The organism is Rhizobium sp. P43, assembly GCF_056730705.1.
This window is the reverse complement of sequence record NZ_CM161539.1, coordinates 3512393-3528610: the sequence shown is the minus strand read 5'-3', so window position 1 is coordinate 3528610 and position 16218 is coordinate 3512393. Positions and strand designations below refer to the sequence as shown.

Here is a 16218-nt window from a genome sequence, read left to right as displayed (position 1 = left end):
GGGCATGCCATGAGTGCACCGGCGGATCTCGCAAGCCAGGGCCTGGCCAGACGCAGTCTCTCGCTCGAGACGGTTCTGCGTTGGCTCGACCCGCTTTTCCTGCCATTGGCAGCGCTGCTCGCCGGCATGCTCCTCTTTGCCGTCTTTCTGCTCCTGATCGGCACGTCGCCGATCGAGTTCTACACCCTCGTCTACAAGGCGGGCTTCGGCACGTCCTTCTCCTGGACCAACACGCTTGCCCGTGCGGCACCCCTTCTTCTCGCAGCCCTCTGCGTCGCCCTGCCGGCCCGGCTTGGTCTCGTGGTGATCGGCGGGGAGGGGGCGATCGTGCTGGGCGGTGTCGGCGCCGGTGCAATCGCCATGCTGGCACCTAGCATGCCGGGTCCGGTGGGGATCCTCGCCATGATGATCACAGGAGCGCTCGTCGGCGCCATCTGGATCGGCGGCATCGGGGCTCTCAGGCATTTCCGCGGGGTCAATGAGACGATCTCCAGCCTGCTGCTCGCCTATATCGCGATCGCGCTCATGAACCATCTGGTCGAAGGACCGCTGCGCGACCCCGCCAGCCTCAACAAGCCCTCCACGGCACCCCTGCCGGAACTCTACCGGATCGGCGAAATCCCCGGCATCGGTGTGCACTGGGGGCTCGCGGCCGGCATCATCGCCTGCATCCTTTGCTGGGTGCTGATCGAAAAGACGACCTTCGGATTTGCGGCGCGCATTGTCGGCGGAAACTTGAGGGCCGCCCAGGTGCAGGGTCTGCCGGCAGGCCTGCTGATGATCGGCTTTACAGCGCTAGGTGGGTCATTGGCCGGTCTCGCCGGCACCTTCGAGGTCGCCGCCGTCCATGGCTCGGCCAATGCCTCGCTTGCCGGCGGTTATGGCTATACCGGCATCCTCATCGCCTTCCTCGCCCGTCACAACTGTCTGGCGATCATCCCAGCCACACTGCTCTTTGCCGGCTTCGAGGCGTCGAGCGGCCTCGTCCAGCGAAGGCTCGACCTGCCGGATGCGACCATCGTGGTCTTCCAGGGCATGATCTTCATTGCCATCCTCTTGTCCGACGCGTTCCGTGATCGGATCACGCTGGAAGGCCTTCTGCTGAAGGGAAAGCGCGCATGACGGATATCGGTCTCTGGGGCGTGCCCCTTGCCATCCTCGGCGGCGCGATCCGTGTCTCCACCCCCTTCATCTTCGTCAGCATCGGTGAATGCCTGACAGAACGCTCCGGCCGCATCAATCTCGGCCTCGAAGGCACGCTCGTCTTCGGCGCCATGAGCGGCTATGCCGTCGCCTATCATACCGGTTCCGCCTGGGCGGGCACGCTCGCGGCGGCAGTCTCAGGTCTACTCTTCGGTCTCCTGCACGGCTGGATCTGCAAGTTCCCGAAGGTGAACGACATCGCGATCGGCATCGCCCTGATGATCTTCGGCTCGGGCCTCGCCTTCTTCTTCGGCAAGCCCTACGTTCAGCCCGTCGCCCCCGATCTGCCGTCGATACCGCTCGGTTTCTGGTCGGATATCCCGCAGGTCCAGGCGGCCCTCAACGTCAACGTCCTCTTCCTCGTCGGCATCGCACTCGCCTTCCTCGCCGCCTGGGTTCTGAAAAACACGCGCGTCGGCCTCACCATCCGCGTCGCCGGTGACAGCGCCGATGCGGCCCGTGCGCTTGGGATCAATGTCAACCGCGTGCGCCTCTGGTCGACGGCGGTGGGCGGCGCCATGGCCGGCGTCGGCGGTGCCTATCTCTCGCTATTTTATCCGGGCAGCTGGAACGAAGGCATTTCCTCAGGCCAGGGCCTGATGGCCGTTGCCCTCGTCATTTTCGCCCGCTGGAACCCGGTCCATTGCCTCTATGCCTCGCTGCTCTTCGGCGGCGCAGGGGCGTTGGGGCCCGCCCTTCAATCGGTCGGCGTCACCCAGGGCTACTACCTCTTCTACGCAGCGCCTTACGTGCTCACCCTTGGCCTTCTGATCGCGATCAGTTCGCGCAGCCGGGCCATGGTCTCGGCCCCGGGCGAACTCAGCATCACCAAATAGGAGCAGGATCCATGAACGGACTTGGCGGTCTCAATAAGTCGCCCGAGGGGGTGGTCATCGGCCTCGTGCAGCTGCAATTGCCGAACACGGTGACGCGGGCCGATCTCGCAGCCCAGACCGACAAGGTCGTCGGCATGGTCGCCAAGGCGCGCCGCAACATCGCCGGAATGGATCTCGTCGTCTTCCCGGAATATGCCCTGCACGGCCTGTCGATGGACACCAACCCGGAGATCATGTGCCGGATGGATGGTCCGGAAGTCGCAGCCTTCAGAGAGGCCTGCCGCGGCAACCGCATCTGGGGCTGCTTTTCGATCATGGAATACAATCCGGGCGGCAATCCGTGGAACACCGGTCTTGTTATCGATGACCAGGGCGAGATCAGGCTCTATTACCGCAAGCTCCATCCCTGGGTGCCGGTCGAACCCTGGGAACCCGGCGATCTCGGAATTCCCGTCATCGAAGGCCCGAAGGGCTGCAAGCTCTCGCTGATCATCTGCCACGACGGCATGTTCCCGGAAATGGCCCGCGAGGCAGCCTATAAAGGCGCCGAAATCATGCTGCGCACGGCGGGTTACACCGCCCCAATGCGTGAGGCCTGGCGCTTCACCAACCAGTCCAATTCCTTCTGTAATCTGATGGTCACCGCCAATGTCTGCATGTGCGGATCTGACGGCACCTTCGATTCCATGGGCGAGGGCATGATCGTCAATTTCGACGGCAGCATTATCGCCCACGGCACGTCCGGTAGACCGGATGAGATCATCACGGCGGAAGTCCGCCCCGATCTCGTTCGCGAGGCGCGCCGGGTCTGGGGTGTCGAAAACAACATCTACCAGCTCGGCCATCGCGGCTTTTCGGCCGTGGCCGGCGGTGCAGGCGATTGCCCCTACACCTTCATGCAGGATCTGGTCGCGAACAAGTACCGCCTGCCCTGGGAAGACGAAGTCCAGGTGACCGACGGTACATCCTGCGGCTTCCCGAAACCCGTGCGCCTCTATGGCGAGATCAACAAGGAGGCGGCGGAATGACGACCATCAAGGCAAATCCCTATCTCTGGCCCTATAACGGCGATCTCCGTCCTGAGAACACCGCGCTCATCATCATCGACATGCAGACCGATTTCTGCGGCGTCGGCGGTTATGTCGACAAGATGGGCTACGACCTCTCGCTCACCCGCGCGCCGATCGAGCCGATCAAGAAGGTGCTCTCCGCCATGCGGGCCAAGGGCTACCACATCATCCACACCCGCGAGGGCCATCGCCCTGATCTTTCCGACCTGCCGCCGAACAAGCGCTGGCGCTCGCAGCAGATTGGCGCCGGCATCGGCGATGCGGGTCCCTGCGGTCGCATTCTCGTACGCGGCGAACCGGGCTGGGAAATCATCGACGAACTGGCGCCCCTGCCGGGCGAAGCGATCATCGACAAGCCGGGCAAGGGCTCTTTCTGCGCCACCGATCTCGAACTCATCCTGCGCACCCGCGGCATCGAGAACATCGTCCTGACCGGCATCACCACCGATGTCTGTGTGCACACGACAATGCGCGAGGCCAATGACCGTGGCTTCGAATGCGTCATCCTTGAGGACTGCTGCGGCGCGACTGATCCCGGCAACCACGCCGCCGCCATCAAGATGGTCAAGATGCAGGGCGGCGTCTTCGGCTCCGTCTCCGACAGCGAAAAGCTCGTGGACGCTCTGCCATGAGGGTCCCGGCGCAAGAGTTCAAAGCACCCGATCACGCCATGTCGGTGGAAACCGTCGGCATGACCATGCGCTTCGGCAGCTTCACGGCGCTCAACGATGTTTCAATCCGTGTCGCCGCCGGCTCCTTCCATGTGTTGCTTGGCGAAAACGGCGCGGGAAAGTCGACCCTCGTCAAATGCATGATGGGCTTCTACAAGCCGACGTCGGGCCAGATGATGGTCGAAGGCCTGGAAGTCGAGATCCCCGATCCCCGTGCCGCCCATGATCTCGGACTCGGCATGGTCTATCAGCATTTCACGCTCGTTCCCTCGCTCACCGCAGCCGAAAACCTCGTCATCAGCCGGGCGGACGCACCGGCGCTGATCGACTGGAAGAAGGAGCGCCAGGCGCTCTCCGCCTTCATGGACCGCATGCCCTTCTCCGTGCCGCTCGACATACCCGTCGGCCGGCTCGCTGCCGGCGAGAAGCAGAAGCTGGAACTCCTGAAGCAGCTCTATCTCGGCCGCCGTTTCCTGATCCTCGATGAGCCCACCTCGGTTCTGACACCGGCGGAAGCCGACGAATTGCTCGGCATGGTCAGGGGGCTGACGAGTGCCGGCGAACTCACCTGCCTGATGATCAGCCACAAGTTCCGCGAAGTGACCGCCTTTGCCGACGAGGTCTCGATCCTGAGACGCGGCGAATATGTCGGCGGCGGCAAGGTCTCCGATCTCTCGACCTCCGACATGGCGGCGATGATGATCGGCGAAAAGGAGCTGGTGAAGCCGGCCGCCCGCGTCGCCTACCAGGGTGTGCCCGTCCTCTCCGTCTCCGGCGTCAGGGCCCCTGATCGCTCCGGCCTGAAGACCATCGACATCGCCGATCTCACCGTGAAATCCGGCGAGATCGTCGGCATCGCCGGCATCTCCGGCAATGGACAGATGGAGCTGATGGAGATCCTGACCGGCCAGCGGCCGCTGGAAAAGGGCGAGATCCGGGTCAAGGCGGAGCCCTATCACGCACGCCGCGACGAAGCCCGCAAACTCAACGTCCGCTATCTGCCCGAAGAGCCCTTGAAGAACGCCTGCGCGCCGCGCATGACGGTGGCCGAAAACATCTTCTTCCGGGACTTTGACTTCACCGCAGGGCGCGCCCAGTTCTGGCTCGATGGCAGCCGCATGCTCGAACAGGCGGGCCATCTGGTCGGCGAGTACAAGGTCAAGACGGCCTCGCTCCAGTCCCCGATTGCCTCGCTCTCCGGCGGCAATGTGCAGCGCGCGGTTCTTGCCCGCGAGCTCACCGGCGACGTCGATCTTCTGATCATCACCAATCCCTGCTTCGGGCTCGATTTCTCGGCTGTCGCCGAAATCCGCGCCCGCATCATGGCCGCAAGGAATGCCGGAGCCGCAGTTCTTCTTATCTCAGAAGACCTCGACGAAATTCTCCAGCTCTCCGACCGGATCCTGGTGATGTCGGAAGGGCATATCGCGTATGAGACCCCAGCCGCAAACGCCGATATCGGCGAGATCGGCCGGCACATGGCAGGACATCACTGATGGCAATCATCAAGGCGCGTCCCTTCGACTTCGACCTCGATCGGGACCATGCGGCCCTCATCATCATCGACATGCAGCGCGACTTCGTCGAGCCCGGCGGTTTCGGCGAAACACTGGGCAACAAGGTGGCTCTTCTGCAGGCGATCATTCCGGCAACGGCACTCCTCCTCGCCGCCTTCCGCGCTGCCGGCCTGCCCGTCATCCACACCCGCGAATGCCATCGTCCCGATCTTTCCGATTGCCCGCCGGCCAAGCGCGAGCGCGGCAAGCCGTCTCTGCGCATCGGCGATCCCGGCCCCATGGGCCGCATCCTTATTTCCGGCGAACCCGGTGCCGACATCATTCCGGAGCTCTATCCGGTGGAAGGCGAAATCGTGCTCGACAAACCCGGCAAGGGCGCCTTCTACGCCACGCCCCTCGGAGAAATCCTGGCCGCGCGGAAGATCAGTCAGCTGGTTTTCGCAGGCGTCACCACCGAAGTCTGCGTCCAGACCACCATGCGCGAGGCCAATGATCGCGGCTTCGAATGCCTGCTCGCGACGGATGCCACGGAAAGCTATTTCCCAGAATTCAAGAAGGCGGCCATCGACATGATCACCGCACAAGGAGCCCTCGTCGGCTGGGCGGCAACCGTGGAAGAAATCGTAGAGGTGCTCGATGTCTGAAGCCTTGAGTTTTCCGGATTTCCTGCGCGGTGGCTGGCAGCATTGCCAGTTCGAGTATTTTCGCGAGGGTGTCGAGATCTGCCGTTTGGTGACAGGCGAGCCCGAAGTGGCGCTATTGCGCTACGCCGCCGGCGCCTCGGTCCCCCGCCACCTTCACCAGGGCCTTGAGACCATCCTTGTGCTCGATGGGTCCCAGAGCGATGAATTCGGCCACTATCCGAAGGGGTCGCTGATCGCCAATCCTGAGGGTACAACGCATTCGGTGTCGTCGGAGGAGGGTTGCGTCGTGCTCATCCAATGGACGAAGCCGGTCAAGATCCTCTGAACTCTGTTGCCGGCTAAGTTTCTAACGCCCGGATAACTCAGTAGGAGCTTTCCAGGCTATAGCGGCTGCCCGGATAAAGCAGCCTCACCGCCGTGACCAGCCGGTCGCCGGACCAGGTCCGACGCCGAACCAGAAGGCAGGGTTCGGACCTGGCGATCGCCAGCAACCGGCATTCCCAGGGTTGCGGCAACACCGCCTCGACGAACTGCTCGGCGCGTGAGATCGGCGCAATTCCGCTCAGATAGGCATTGGGCGTGATCGCCCGAAAATCCTGGTCGAGATAGGCAGGCGCAAGCTCAGCATGTACAAAGCGATCTTCCAGCTGGATCGGCAGATCGTCTTCCTTGTGCACGATGACCGAATGAAAAGCCGATGTGCCGGCCTCCACTTCCAGCCTATCAGCCAGATCGTGATCGCAGACTTCTGCCTGCATCAGCACGATCTCGACGGAATGCTGGCCGCCGCGCTCGGCGATCTCCTCGGCGATGTTGCGCACGTCGCTGACATTGGCCCGGCGCTTCTTCGGCGCAACGAAGGAGCCGCGCCCCTGGACCCGCACGATGACGCCTTCGCTGGCCAGTTCTCTCAGCGCCCGATGCGCCGTCATCCGGCTGACCCCCAGCATCTCGACGAGCTCGTTTTCAGAGGGGATACGAAAATTGATCGGCCATTCGCCCCGCTCGATCCGCGCCTTGATCTCCGCCTTCATCTGCTCGTAAAGCGGCGTATCCTGACCTTCCTCGGGAAGCGCAAAGCCTGGTTGATCATCGGACATGCTGGTCGATCCTGCTGGTGGCGAAGCGAATATGTTCTCGCGGCGCGGCGGTCATTCACTTATCGGCTCAGGCCTTGTCGAGGCAACCGGTTCAAGACCAGATCCCTGATCGGCCACGGCAGACACCTCGATGACGTAAAGGGCACAATCCGCCCCGAGAGGCTCGACGGCGATTTCGAATGGTATCTCGTCACCGATGAGGACGTCGCCGAGCCCAACATCCGATCGCATGCTATCGATCTTAACCACAGCATCGCCGCGAAACACGATCGCGACGGTGTCGCCGGACACCGAAAGGGTCTGCGCGGCTGACACGGCGATCTTCGTCATGCGATGGACGAAAACCCCGCGACGGCTCATCATGTTGAGATCAAGCGTTTCTCCTCCGAGGCAATCCGCCTGAACCTCCGCATCGCCGGAAAACACGAAGGGAGGCGAGCCCACGACAAGCGGCACCTCCCGCCTCCCATCGACTGTCAACTGCATGCCGTCGCCCTGGAGAACGGCAATCGTTCTGTCGATCCCGGCAAAGACCGAGAACGGACCGGAGGTTCCGACGGTTGCCAGGCTGATTCGCCAGTCGAACCCGCCGGAGCCATCCGAAGCAGGCCGGGAGATCACCTCGCGGGTGATCCCCAACCCGTTTTTCCAAGGCATCGTCAGGTGCTCGTCGAAGCGCTGGATGCGGATGCACATGGGCTCATTCGTTCCTCTCAGTTGCCAAGGATGCCGGGCAGGCGCAGGCCCTTTTCCTTGGCGCAATCGAGCGCGATGTCATAGCCCGCATCGGCATGCCGCATCACGCCGGTCGCCGGATCGTTCCAGAGCACCCGCTCCAGCCTGCGGGCGGCATCGTCAGTACCATCCGCGCAGATAACCATGCCGGAATGCTGGGAAAAGCCCATCCCGACACCGCCGCCGTGATGCAGCGAGACCCAGGTCGCACCGGAGGCGCAGTTCAGAAGCGCGTTCAAAAGCGGCCAGTCGGACACGGCATCGGAACCGTCCTTCATCGCTTCCGTCTCGCGGTTGGGCGAGGCGACCGAACCGGAATCGAGATGGTCACGACCGATGACGACGGGTGCCTTGAGCTCGCCGTTGCGGACCATCTCGTTGAAGGCAAGGCCGAGCTTGTGGCGATCGCCGAGGCCGACCCAGCAGATGCGGGCTGGCAGCCCCTGGAAGGCGATGCGCTCGCGCGCCATGTCCAGCCAGTTGTGCAGATGTTTGTTGTCGGGCAGCAGCTCCTTCACCTTGGCATCGGTCCTGTAGATATCCTCCGGATCACCCGAAAGTGCGGCCCAGCGGAACGGGCCGATGCCGCGGCAGAAGAGCGGGCGGATATAGGCCGGCACGAAGCCGGGGAAGGCGAAGGCATTCTCGAAGCCTTCTTCTTTGGCGACCTGGCGAATGTTGTTGCCATAGTCGAGCGTCGGAATGCCCCTGTTCCAGAAGTCGACCATCGCCTGCACATGGGTCTTCATCGAAGCGCGGGCGGCGACTTCCACCGCCTTCGGATCGCTCTCCTGTTTCGCCCGCCATTCGGCGACCGTCCAGCCGAGTGGCAGATAGCCGTGGATGGGATCATGGGCCGAGGTCTGGTCGGTGACGATGTCGGGGCGCACGCCGCGACGCACGAGTTCCGGGAAGATCTCGGCGGCATTGCCGACGAGGCCGACGGATTTCGCTTCGCCCGCCTTGGTCCACTGGTCGATCAGGGCAAGCGCCTCGTCCAGCGTATGCGCCTTGGCATCGACGTAACGGGTGCGCAGACGGAAATCGATGCGGGTCTCGTCGCATTCGACGGCAAGGCAGCAGGCGCCGGCCATGACGGCGGCGAGCGGCTGGGCGCCACCCATGCCGCCCAGACCACCCGTCAGGATCCACTTGCCCTTGAGATTGCCGTTATAGTGCTGGCGCCCGGCCTCCACGAAGGTCTCATAGGTGCCCTGCACGATGCCTTGGGTGCCGATATAGATCCACGAGCCGGCGGTCATCTGGCCGTACATGGCCAGCCCCTTTTTATCCAGCTCGTTGAAGTGATCCCAGGTCGCCCAGTGCGGCACGAGGTTGGAATTGGCAATGAGCACGCGCGGTGCGTCCTTGTGGGTGCGGAACACGCCGACCGGCTTGCCCGACTGCACGATCAGCGTCTCCTCTTCGGTGAGCGTCTTCAGCGTCTCGACGATCCGGTCGAAATCATCCCAGGTGCGCGCCGCCCGGCCGATACCGCCATAGACGACCAGTTCATGCGGCCGCTCGGCGACATCAGGGTCGAGATTGTTCATCAGCATCCGGAGCGGCGCTTCCGTCATCCAGCTCTTGGCCGAGAGTTCGGTTCCGGTTGCGGCGCGGACGTCGCGGATATTGTGTCTGGGATTGCTCATGGTCCTCGCTCCTCAGCGTTTCAGTTCGAGCGCGATGGCTTCGATTGATGTCAGAATGATCTTGAGATGATGTCGCAGCGCCTCGGCCTTCCCGGCGTCATAGGCGAAGGGTGGTGCTTCGGTGGCGAGATGGGTGACCTGCGCCAGTTCCATCTGAATGGCGTGCACGCCGCTCTCCGGCTGTCCGTAATGCCGCGTCGTCCAGCCGCCCTTGAAGCGCCCATTGACCACCGACGTGTAGCCCTCGGCCCGACCGGCGATCTCGGCTGCGGTTTTCTCGATCCTGGCATTGCAGGTGCGGCCCATATCCGTGCCGATGTTGAAATCCGGCAGAGGTCCTTCGAACAGGAAGGGAATGAGCGAACGGATCGAGTGGCAGTCATACAGCACCGCCACGCCATGGATCGCCTTTACGCGCTCGATCTCGGCTTTCAGCGCCGCATGATAGGGCGCATGGAAGCCTGCCAGCCGCTCGGCGATATCGTCGCTCGTTGGCTCTTCCCCGCTCTTCCAGATGGCGACACCGTCGAAATCCGTTTCCGGCACAAGGCCCGTCGTGTTCTGTCCCGGATAGAGGCTCACGCCATCAGGGTCGCGGTTCGCATCGATCACGTAGCGATGGAAGGTCGCCCGGACCGTCGTCGCATCCGGCAACAACCCGGCATAGAGGTCGTGGATGTGCCAGTCGGTATCGGCCAGCAGTCTGCCGTTGTCATTGAGGCGATCCCAGATCGCGGGCGGCACATCCGTGCCCGTATGCGGGAAGGCGAGAATGACGGGGGAGGTGCCTTGGTTGATTTCGAAGACCGGCATCATTGCAAACCTCCTCTGCAGGAGGCTGTGATACCCCCCTCTGGTCTGCCGACCATCTCCCCCTCAAGGGGGGAGATCGATCTGCGGCAAGGCCGGAATGACCATCTGCCCGTGGAGTTGGCGGCATGCAGAGCTGCCTCAACGAGGTAGGAAGAGAGCGTCTTGCCGATCTCCCCCCTTGAGGGGGAGATGCCCGGCAGGACAGAGGGGGGTACCATGATTGCCAACATCACGTTCACCCCTCCAGACCCGGCAACAACCAGGCGGACACGGCCGAAACCAGCGTCCCGTCAGCAACCAGGCGACCGGCAGCCTCAAGATCCGGCGCCATGTAGCGGTCCTCCTCCAGGGTGGCGACGTGGGCACGCAGGATGGAGATCACGTTCTGCAGTTCCGGGCTCGTCGTCAGGGGCGCGCGGAATTCCACGCCCTGCGCTGCCGTCAGAGCCTCGATACCGATGATCGAGAAGAGGTTGTCCGTCATTTGCAGCAGGCGCCGTGCGCCGTGGCAGGCCATGGAGACATGGTCTTCCTGATTGGCCGAGGTCGGGGTCGAATCGACCGAGGCCGGATGCGCCATCTGCTTGTTTTCGCTCATCAGCGCCGCCGACGTCACCTCCGCGATCATCAGACCGGAATTGAGGCCCGGCTTCTTGGCGAGGAAGGCCGGCAGCCCGTAGGACAGGGCCGGATCGACCAGCAACGCGATGCGACGTTGTGCAATGGCGCCGATTTCGCAGACGGCAATCGCAATCTGGTCGGCGGCAAAGGCCACCGGTTCCGCATGGAAGTTGCCACCCGAGACGACGCTCATGTCGGAAAGCACGAGCGGATTGTCGGTGACGGCATTCGCTTCGATTTCAAGGGTACGGCCCGTCATGCGCAACAGGTCGAGGCAGGCGCCATCGACCTGCGGCTGGCAGCGGATGCAATAGGGGTCCTGCACCCGCTCGTCGCCTTCCAGATGGCTTTCCCGGATGACGGAGCCGGCCAGTAGGCCGCGCAGAGCCGCTGCCGTATCGATCTGGCCCTTGTGGCCACGGAGCGTATGAATGTCGGCGGTGAAGGGGGCCGACGAGCCCATCGCGGCATCGGTCGAGAGCGCGCCGGTGATCAGTGCCGCCTGTGCGGCCCTATGGGCGCGGAACAGGCCGGCTAGCGCGAGCGCCGTGGAGGCCTGCGTACCGTTGATCAGGGCCAGGCCTTCCTTGGCCGCCAGCACGACGGGCTTTAGCCCCGCCCGCTTCAGCGCCTCGGCGCCGGAAAGCCGTTCGCCCTCAAAGAAGGCCTCCGCCTCGCCCATCATCACGGCTGCCATATGGGCGAGCGGCGCAAGATCGCCCGATGCGCCGACGGAGCCCTTTTCGGGAATGAGCGGGGTGACGCCCTTGTCCAGCATGCCCTCGATCAGCCGCACCAGGTCCAGGCGGACGCCGGAGGCACCGCGACCGAGCGAGATCAGCTTCAGCGCCATGATCAGACGCACGATGTTGGCACCAAGCGGCTGGCCCACGCCGCAGCAATGCGAGAGGATCAGATTGCGCTGCAGTGTCTCCGTGTCGGCCGCATCGATTTTGATCGAGGCGAGTTTGCCGAAGCCGGTATTGATGCCGTAGACCGGTTCGTTGCCGGCGGCGATTTCCGCGATGCGCGCGGCAGCTTTCTCGATACCGGCATCGAAGCTGCGGTCGAGTACGGCACTCTCGCTGCTCCAGTAGATCTGCGCGAGTTCGGCGAGAGAGACACGGCCGGGGTGAAGCGTAATGGTCACGACAGAATTCCTTTGGCGATGTGGCCGTTCCAGATGCGTAGGTAGAGCGGATTGAAGCCGATGCGGTAGACGAGCTCCGCCGGGCTCTCGACCGACCAGATGGCAAGGTCGGCCTGCTTGCCGACCTCGATGGTGCCGACCGTATCGAGACGCCCCAGCGCGCGGGCGGCATTGCGGGTCACGCCGAGAAGGCATTCCTCGACCGTCATGTGAAACAGCGTGGCGGCCATGTTCATGGTCAGCAGCAGGGAGGTCAGCGGCGAGGTGCCGGGATTGCAGTCCGTGGCAAGCGCCATGGCCGTTCCATGTTTGCGGAAGACCTCGACCGGCGGCTTCTTCGTCTCACGGATGAAGTAATAGGCGCCGGGCAAAAGCACCGCGACGGTTCCGGCCCGGGTCATCGCAGAAGCGCCGGCTTCATCGGTGTATTCCAGGTGGTCGGCTGACAGCGCCCGGTATTCGGCGGCAAGCGCTGCCCCTTGCAGGTTCGACAGCTGGTCAGCATGCAGTTTCACCGGCAGTCCGAGAGATTTCGCCGCATCGAAGACAATCCGCATCTCCTCAGGCGAAAAGGCGATGCCTTCGCAAAAGCCGTCCACCGCGTCGACCAGTCCTTGCTCCTGGGCAGCCTTGAGCCCCGGCAGCACGACGTCTTCGATGAAGTCGCGATTGCGCCCCTTGTAGTCGGCAGGCGTTGCATGGGCGCCGAGATAGGTTGTGGTGATGGCGACCGGACGCTTGTCGGCGAGCTGCCGGGCGGCACGCAGCATCTTGAGCTCGTCTTCGACGGTGAGCCCGTAGCCGGATTTGACCTCGACGGTTGTCACACCCTCGGCGATCAGCGCATCGAGCCGGGGAAGCGTTTGCGCGACAAGATCCGCCTCGCTCGCCTCCCGCACCTGGCGCACCGACGAGACGATGCCGCCGCCGGCGCGTGCGATTTCCTCGTAGGAAGCGCCGGCAAGACGCATCTCGAATTCTCGTGCCCGATTGCCGGCATGCACCAGATGCGTATGGCAATCGATCAGGCCCGGCGTCACCCAGCGACCCTCGCAGTCCATGACCTCGGCGCCAGCGGGTATTGCGATCTCGCTCGCCTCTCCGACGGCAACGATCCGCCCGCCCTCGATCATCACCCTGCCATTCTCGACCACACCGAGCCCTAGCCGGTCGGGCGCAATGGTCGCCAGTCGTGCATTGGTGAGGATAGTCGTCATGCGTCCTCGCTCTCCGACCAGGCGGCCGTCGTCTTCAGGAGTGTCCGGATCTGCCGGATGTCGCCGTTCAGGGGCCGATCGTCGCGGTAGAAGGGCACCGCGTGACGAACCCGCTCGTAGATCCTTTGCGTCATCGCAGCCTTGGCCGCCTCGGAAGACTGCAGGTCATGGGCCTGCGCAGCGGCGGTCAGTTCGATGGCGAGCACCGTCTCGAGATTGTCGAGGATGGCGAGCGCCTTGGCCGCAGCCGGCGTCGCATGGGTGAGAATGTCTTCCTGCAGGCCGGAGGTGATCCCACCGTCGAGGCTCGCGGGCATCGCGAGCCGCCGGTTTTCCGCCACCAGCGCTGCTGCCGTATATTGGATGATCATGAAGCCGGATTCGACGCCGCTGCCCGAGGCGAGGAAGGCCGGCAGGCCGCTCACCAGCGGGTTGACCAGCCGGTCTATCCGCCGCTCGGAAATGGCGGCGAGTTCGGCTGCCGCCGTCGCCAGATGATCCATGGCAAGGCCAAGGGCTGCACCCACGGCATGTGCCTGCGAATGCACTTTCGGCTCCTCGGGCGAGCCGCTGACGGCGGGATTGTCGGTGACGCTCGCAAGCTCCTGATCCACCACCGCCCGCGCCTCCACGAGCGCATCACGCACCGCGCCATGCACATGCGGCACGGCTCTCAGGCTGAGCGGGTCCTGCGTCCGCTTGCCGGCAGATACCGCCAGAAGTGCGCTCCCGGCAAGCAGCCTTCGCAAGTTGTGTCCGACCTGCTGCAGCCCATCGGACTTTCGCAAAGAAAGCGGCATTTCCGCAAAGGGAGCAGTCTGCGCGCCGAGGTTCTCATAGCTCATCGCCGCGCTCGCATCTGCCCAGTCGACGAGATGCGCGAGCCTGGTGACGGCAAGCGAAGCAAGGCCGGTGGCGCAAGGTGTACCGTTGATCAGGCTCAGGCCTTCCTTCGCCTGGAGCACGAGCGGCTTGAGACCCAGCGCAGCCAGCGCCTCGGCGCCCGAGATCAGCTTGCCTTCGTGTCGGCATTCGCCAGCGCCGATGACGACGAGCCCGATCGCCGCGCCATGCGTCAGGTAACCGACCGAACCCCTGGATGGGATGACCGGAAGCATATCCTTGTTCAGGAGGGCGATGAGCGTCTCGACGACCTCAAGCCGGATGCCCGAATAACCATGGGCGAAGTTGGCGATCTGGGCTGCCATGATCGCACGGGTCTCCAGCAGCCCGAGCGGTTCGCCAACGCCGCAGGAATGGCTGAACAGCAGATTGCGGGAAAGCGACGCCTGCTCCGCGCGATCGATGACCACGTCGCAGAGTGCGCCGACCCCCGTGTTGATGCCGTAGCCTCGGATACCCTGATCGACCAACGTGTCAACGATCGTCCGGGCATCGAGAATCCGCTGCCGCGCCGGTTCGCTCAAAACCAGCCTGGCGCCCTCTGCAATTGCAGCGATCGCATCGGCTGTCAGAACAGTATCGAGAGTGATCGTCTGCACCATCAGGCGCTCCATCCGCTGAAAACAATTCGCCGGCTAATGAAACTCACTGCAGTATTCTCTTCAGCGCACGGGCAAAGTCACTGTCGATGCGCTCTTCGGCCCGGTGGCGACCCTCCTGAACCACGAAGTCTCCGCGAACCATCACGTCGCGCACGGCCTCGCTGCCGAGTGCAAAGATCCAGCGGTCGAGGATCTGGTCGTCCTTGGCCGCAGCGATGAAGGGGTTGGCGCCGTCGAGGACGATGAGATCGGCCCGTGCGCCGACGCGAATGCCACTCGTCTTGAGACCCGCAGCCTGGGCCCCGCCTGACAGACTGGCCTCGATCAGCGTGCGGCCGACCGAGGCTCCGGGACCGGATACAAGCCGGTTGCGGCGCCGATCGCGAAGCCTCTGTCCGTACTCCAGCACGCGCAATTCTTCCGCCACGGAGGTTGCGACATGGCTGTCCGTGCCGATCCCGAATCGCCCGCCCAAGGCCATGAATTCCGTTGCTGGGTAGATCCCGTCGCCGAGATTGGCTTCGGTGGCCGGGCAGAGACCCGCGACCGCACCGGATTTCGCCAGCCACGCTGTTTCCTCCGCCGTTATATGCGTCGCATGGATGGCGCACCAGCGCTCATCGACCGCAAACTCATCGAGCAGATAAGTGACCGGTCGGCGACCGCTCCAGGCCAGACAATCCCCAACTTCGCGCTCCTGCTCCGCCACGTGGATGTGGATCGGTCCGCCCGTCTGCTCTGCGGAGAGCACGGCACGCATCTCATCGGGGGTGGCGGCCCGCAGCGAATGGATGGCGAGGCCGAGCTCCACGTCGGCAGCCTTGCACTCAGGTTTCAGCCGATCGAGCAGGGCGAGGAAACTGTCGATGTTATGAATGAACGGGCGCTGTCCGGCATTGGGCGCAAGTCCACCGAAGCCGGAATGTGCATAGAAGACGGGCAGGTGCGTGAGACCGATCCCCGCCGTCTCTGCTGACCGCAGGATACGGCTCGACATTTCGAAGCCGTTGGAGGTGCCAACCTCGGCCAGGGCATGGTGGAAATAGTGAAATTCCACCACCTGACCGAAGCCACCTTTCAGAAGTTCACTATACAACTTGATCGTGACAGCCTCGACATCATCAGGCGACATCTGCGCGACCAGCCGATACATCGTGTCGCGCCACGTCCAGAAGCTGTCATCGGTCGAGCCCGCCTGTTCGGCGAGACCCGCCATGGCACGTTGAAAAGCGTGAGAATGCAGGTTTTGCAGGGCCGGAACCACGGGCCCGGCCAGCATCGTCGAATCTGGCCCACGCACCTTGCCGCATTCGATCGAGGCAATCGAGCCGCTCTGATCGATCCCGATTGTCACATCGTTTGTCCAGCCCTCGGGCAGGAGCACGCGCTCACAGAACAGACTTTGAGAAGCTCTCATCGCGAAACCTTTGCAAGTTGTATAGGCAACATGACAGGTTCGGAGTTTTGGCGCAAGAGGGCTTGGA

The 16218-nt window shown here is 63.5% G+C and carries 15 protein-coding genes; 7 read left to right on the top strand and 8 right to left on the bottom strand.

Translation table 11 applies throughout. From position 1 onward, the window contains the following. Window positions 1-9: 9 nt before the first annotated feature. From AC1PUL_RS17675 to AC1PUL_RS17645, 7 genes are read left to right on the top strand one after another with little or no spacing between them, the layout of a single operon-like run. Window positions 10-1122, top strand: coding sequence for an ABC transporter permease (locus AC1PUL_RS17675; protein WP_480465392.1), 1113 nt, complete (start codon window positions 10-12; stop codon window positions 1120-1122). Then, window positions 1119-2039, top strand: coding sequence for an ABC transporter permease (locus AC1PUL_RS17670; RefSeq protein WP_298463153.1), 921 nt, complete (start codon window positions 1119-1121; stop codon window positions 2037-2039). Before AC1PUL_RS17675 ends, AC1PUL_RS17670 begins: the two co-directional genes overlap by 4 nt. An 11-nt stretch (window positions 2040-2050) precedes the next feature. After that, the gene (locus AC1PUL_RS17665; protein WP_480465391.1) at window positions 2051-3067 is read left to right on the top strand and encodes a formamidase; all 1017 of its coding nucleotides are present in this window, start codon (window positions 2051-2053) and stop codon (window positions 3065-3067) included. Further along, a complete protein-coding gene (biuH, locus tag AC1PUL_RS17660) occupies window positions 3064-3741 on the top strand; it encodes a biuret amidohydrolase (RefSeq protein WP_480465390.1) in 678 nt (225 codons plus the stop codon). The genes AC1PUL_RS17665 and biuH overlap by 4 nt, the downstream gene beginning before the upstream one ends. Further along, window positions 3738-5276, top strand: a complete 1539-nt coding sequence (locus tag AC1PUL_RS17655) for an ABC transporter ATP-binding protein (RefSeq protein WP_480465389.1) — start codon at window positions 3738-3740, stop codon at window positions 5274-5276. Before biuH ends, AC1PUL_RS17655 begins: the two co-directional genes overlap by 4 nt. Beyond that, window positions 5276-5941 (top strand): cysteine hydrolase family protein, encoded by a 666-nt coding sequence (locus AC1PUL_RS17650; RefSeq protein WP_480465388.1) that lies wholly within the window; start codon window positions 5276-5278, stop codon window positions 5939-5941. The genes AC1PUL_RS17655 and AC1PUL_RS17650 overlap by 1 nt, the downstream gene beginning before the upstream one ends. Next, window positions 5934-6266, top strand: coding sequence for a cupin domain-containing protein (locus AC1PUL_RS17645; RefSeq protein ID WP_480465387.1), 333 nt, complete (start codon window positions 5934-5936; stop codon window positions 6264-6266). Before AC1PUL_RS17650 ends, AC1PUL_RS17645 begins: the two co-directional genes overlap by 8 nt. A gap of 37 nt (window positions 6267-6303) precedes the next feature. Here AC1PUL_RS17645 and hutC read toward each other — a convergent pair whose 3' ends face one another. The 8 genes from hutC to hutF form a co-directional block, all read right to left on the bottom strand. Further along, window positions 6304-7041 (bottom strand): histidine utilization repressor, encoded by a 738-nt coding sequence (gene hutC, locus AC1PUL_RS17640; protein WP_480465386.1) that lies wholly within the window; start codon window positions 7039-7041, stop codon window positions 6304-6306. 51 nt (window positions 7042-7092) lie between these two features. Then, on the bottom strand, window positions 7093-7737 hold the full coding sequence (locus AC1PUL_RS17635; RefSeq protein ID WP_480465385.1) for a HutD/Ves family protein: 645 nt from the start codon (window positions 7735-7737) through the stop codon (window positions 7093-7095). 17 nt (window positions 7738-7754) lie between these two features. Continuing rightward, window positions 7755-9428, bottom strand: coding sequence for a urocanate hydratase (gene hutU / locus AC1PUL_RS17630; protein WP_480465384.1), 1674 nt, complete (start codon window positions 9426-9428; stop codon window positions 7755-7757). Window positions 9429-9440: 12 nt separating this feature from the next. Then, entirely contained in the window at window positions 9441-10241 is an 801-nt protein-coding gene (gene hutG / locus AC1PUL_RS17625; RefSeq protein WP_480468621.1) for an N-formylglutamate deformylase, read from the bottom strand. Window positions 10242-10476: 235 nt separating this feature from the next. Beyond that, a complete protein-coding gene (gene hutH, locus AC1PUL_RS17620; RefSeq protein WP_480465383.1) occupies window positions 10477-12012 on the bottom strand; it encodes a histidine ammonia-lyase in 1536 nt (511 codons plus the stop codon). Next, complete coding sequence (hutI, locus tag AC1PUL_RS17615; protein ID WP_480465382.1) at window positions 12009-13229, bottom strand: imidazolonepropionase; 1221 nt, start codon at window positions 13227-13229, stop codon at window positions 12009-12011. The genes hutH and hutI overlap by 4 nt, the downstream gene beginning before the upstream one ends. Beyond that, window positions 13226-14734, bottom strand: coding sequence for an HAL/PAL/TAL family ammonia-lyase (locus tag AC1PUL_RS17610; RefSeq protein ID WP_480465381.1), 1509 nt, complete (start codon window positions 14732-14734; stop codon window positions 13226-13228). The genes hutI and AC1PUL_RS17610 overlap by 4 nt, the downstream gene beginning before the upstream one ends. A 43-nt stretch (window positions 14735-14777) precedes the next feature. Then, a complete protein-coding gene (hutF, locus tag AC1PUL_RS17605) occupies window positions 14778-16151 on the bottom strand; it encodes a formimidoylglutamate deiminase (protein ID WP_480465380.1) in 1374 nt (457 codons plus the stop codon). Between the last annotated feature and the right edge of the window lie 67 nt (window positions 16152-16218).

What these genes read in the sequence shown, in the direction of transcription:
- AC1PUL_RS17665 (WP_480465391.1), top strand. Translation starts at nt 2,051, where the DNA reads ATGAACGGACTTGGCGGTCTCAATAAGTCGCCCGAGGGGGTGGTCATC.
- AC1PUL_RS17645 (WP_480465387.1), top strand. Translation starts at nt 5,934, where the DNA reads ATGTCTGAAGCCTTGAGTTTTCCGGATTTCCTGCGCGGTGGCTGGCAG.
- AC1PUL_RS17655 (WP_480465389.1), top strand. Translation starts at nt 3,738, where the DNA reads ATGAGGGTCCCGGCGCAAGAGTTCAAAGCACCCGATCACGCCATGTCG.
- AC1PUL_RS17610 (WP_480465381.1), bottom strand. Translation starts at nt 14,734, where the DNA reads ATGGTGCAGACGATCACTCTCGATACTGTTCTGACAGCCGATGCGATC.
- AC1PUL_RS17650 (WP_480465388.1), top strand. Translation starts at nt 5,276, where the DNA reads ATGGCAATCATCAAGGCGCGTCCCTTCGACTTCGACCTCGATCGGGAC.
- AC1PUL_RS17670 (WP_298463153.1), top strand. Translation starts at nt 1,119, where the DNA reads ATGACGGATATCGGTCTCTGGGGCGTGCCCCTTGCCATCCTCGGCGGC.
- hutI (WP_480465382.1), bottom strand. Translation starts at nt 13,229, where the DNA reads ATGACGACTATCCTCACCAATGCACGACTGGCGACCATTGCGCCCGAC.
- biuH (WP_480465390.1), top strand. Translation starts at nt 3,064, where the DNA reads ATGACGACCATCAAGGCAAATCCCTATCTCTGGCCCTATAACGGCGAT.
- hutC (WP_480465386.1), bottom strand. Translation starts at nt 7,041, where the DNA reads ATGTCCGATGATCAACCAGGCTTTGCGCTTCCCGAGGAAGGTCAGGAT.
- hutF (WP_480465380.1), bottom strand. Translation starts at nt 16,151, where the DNA reads ATGAGAGCTTCTCAAAGTCTGTTCTGTGAGCGCGTGCTCCTGCCCGAG.
- AC1PUL_RS17635 (WP_480465385.1), bottom strand. Translation starts at nt 7,737, where the DNA reads ATGTGCATCCGCATCCAGCGCTTCGACGAGCACCTGACGATGCCTTGG.
- hutU (WP_480465384.1), bottom strand. Translation starts at nt 9,428, where the DNA reads ATGAGCAATCCCAGACACAATATCCGCGACGTCCGCGCCGCAACCGGA.
- AC1PUL_RS17675 (WP_480465392.1), top strand. Translation starts at nt 10, where the DNA reads ATGAGTGCACCGGCGGATCTCGCAAGCCAGGGCCTGGCCAGACGCAGT.
- hutG (WP_480468621.1), bottom strand. Translation starts at nt 10,241, where the DNA reads ATGCCGGTCTTCGAAATCAACCAAGGCACCTCCCCCGTCATTCTCGCC.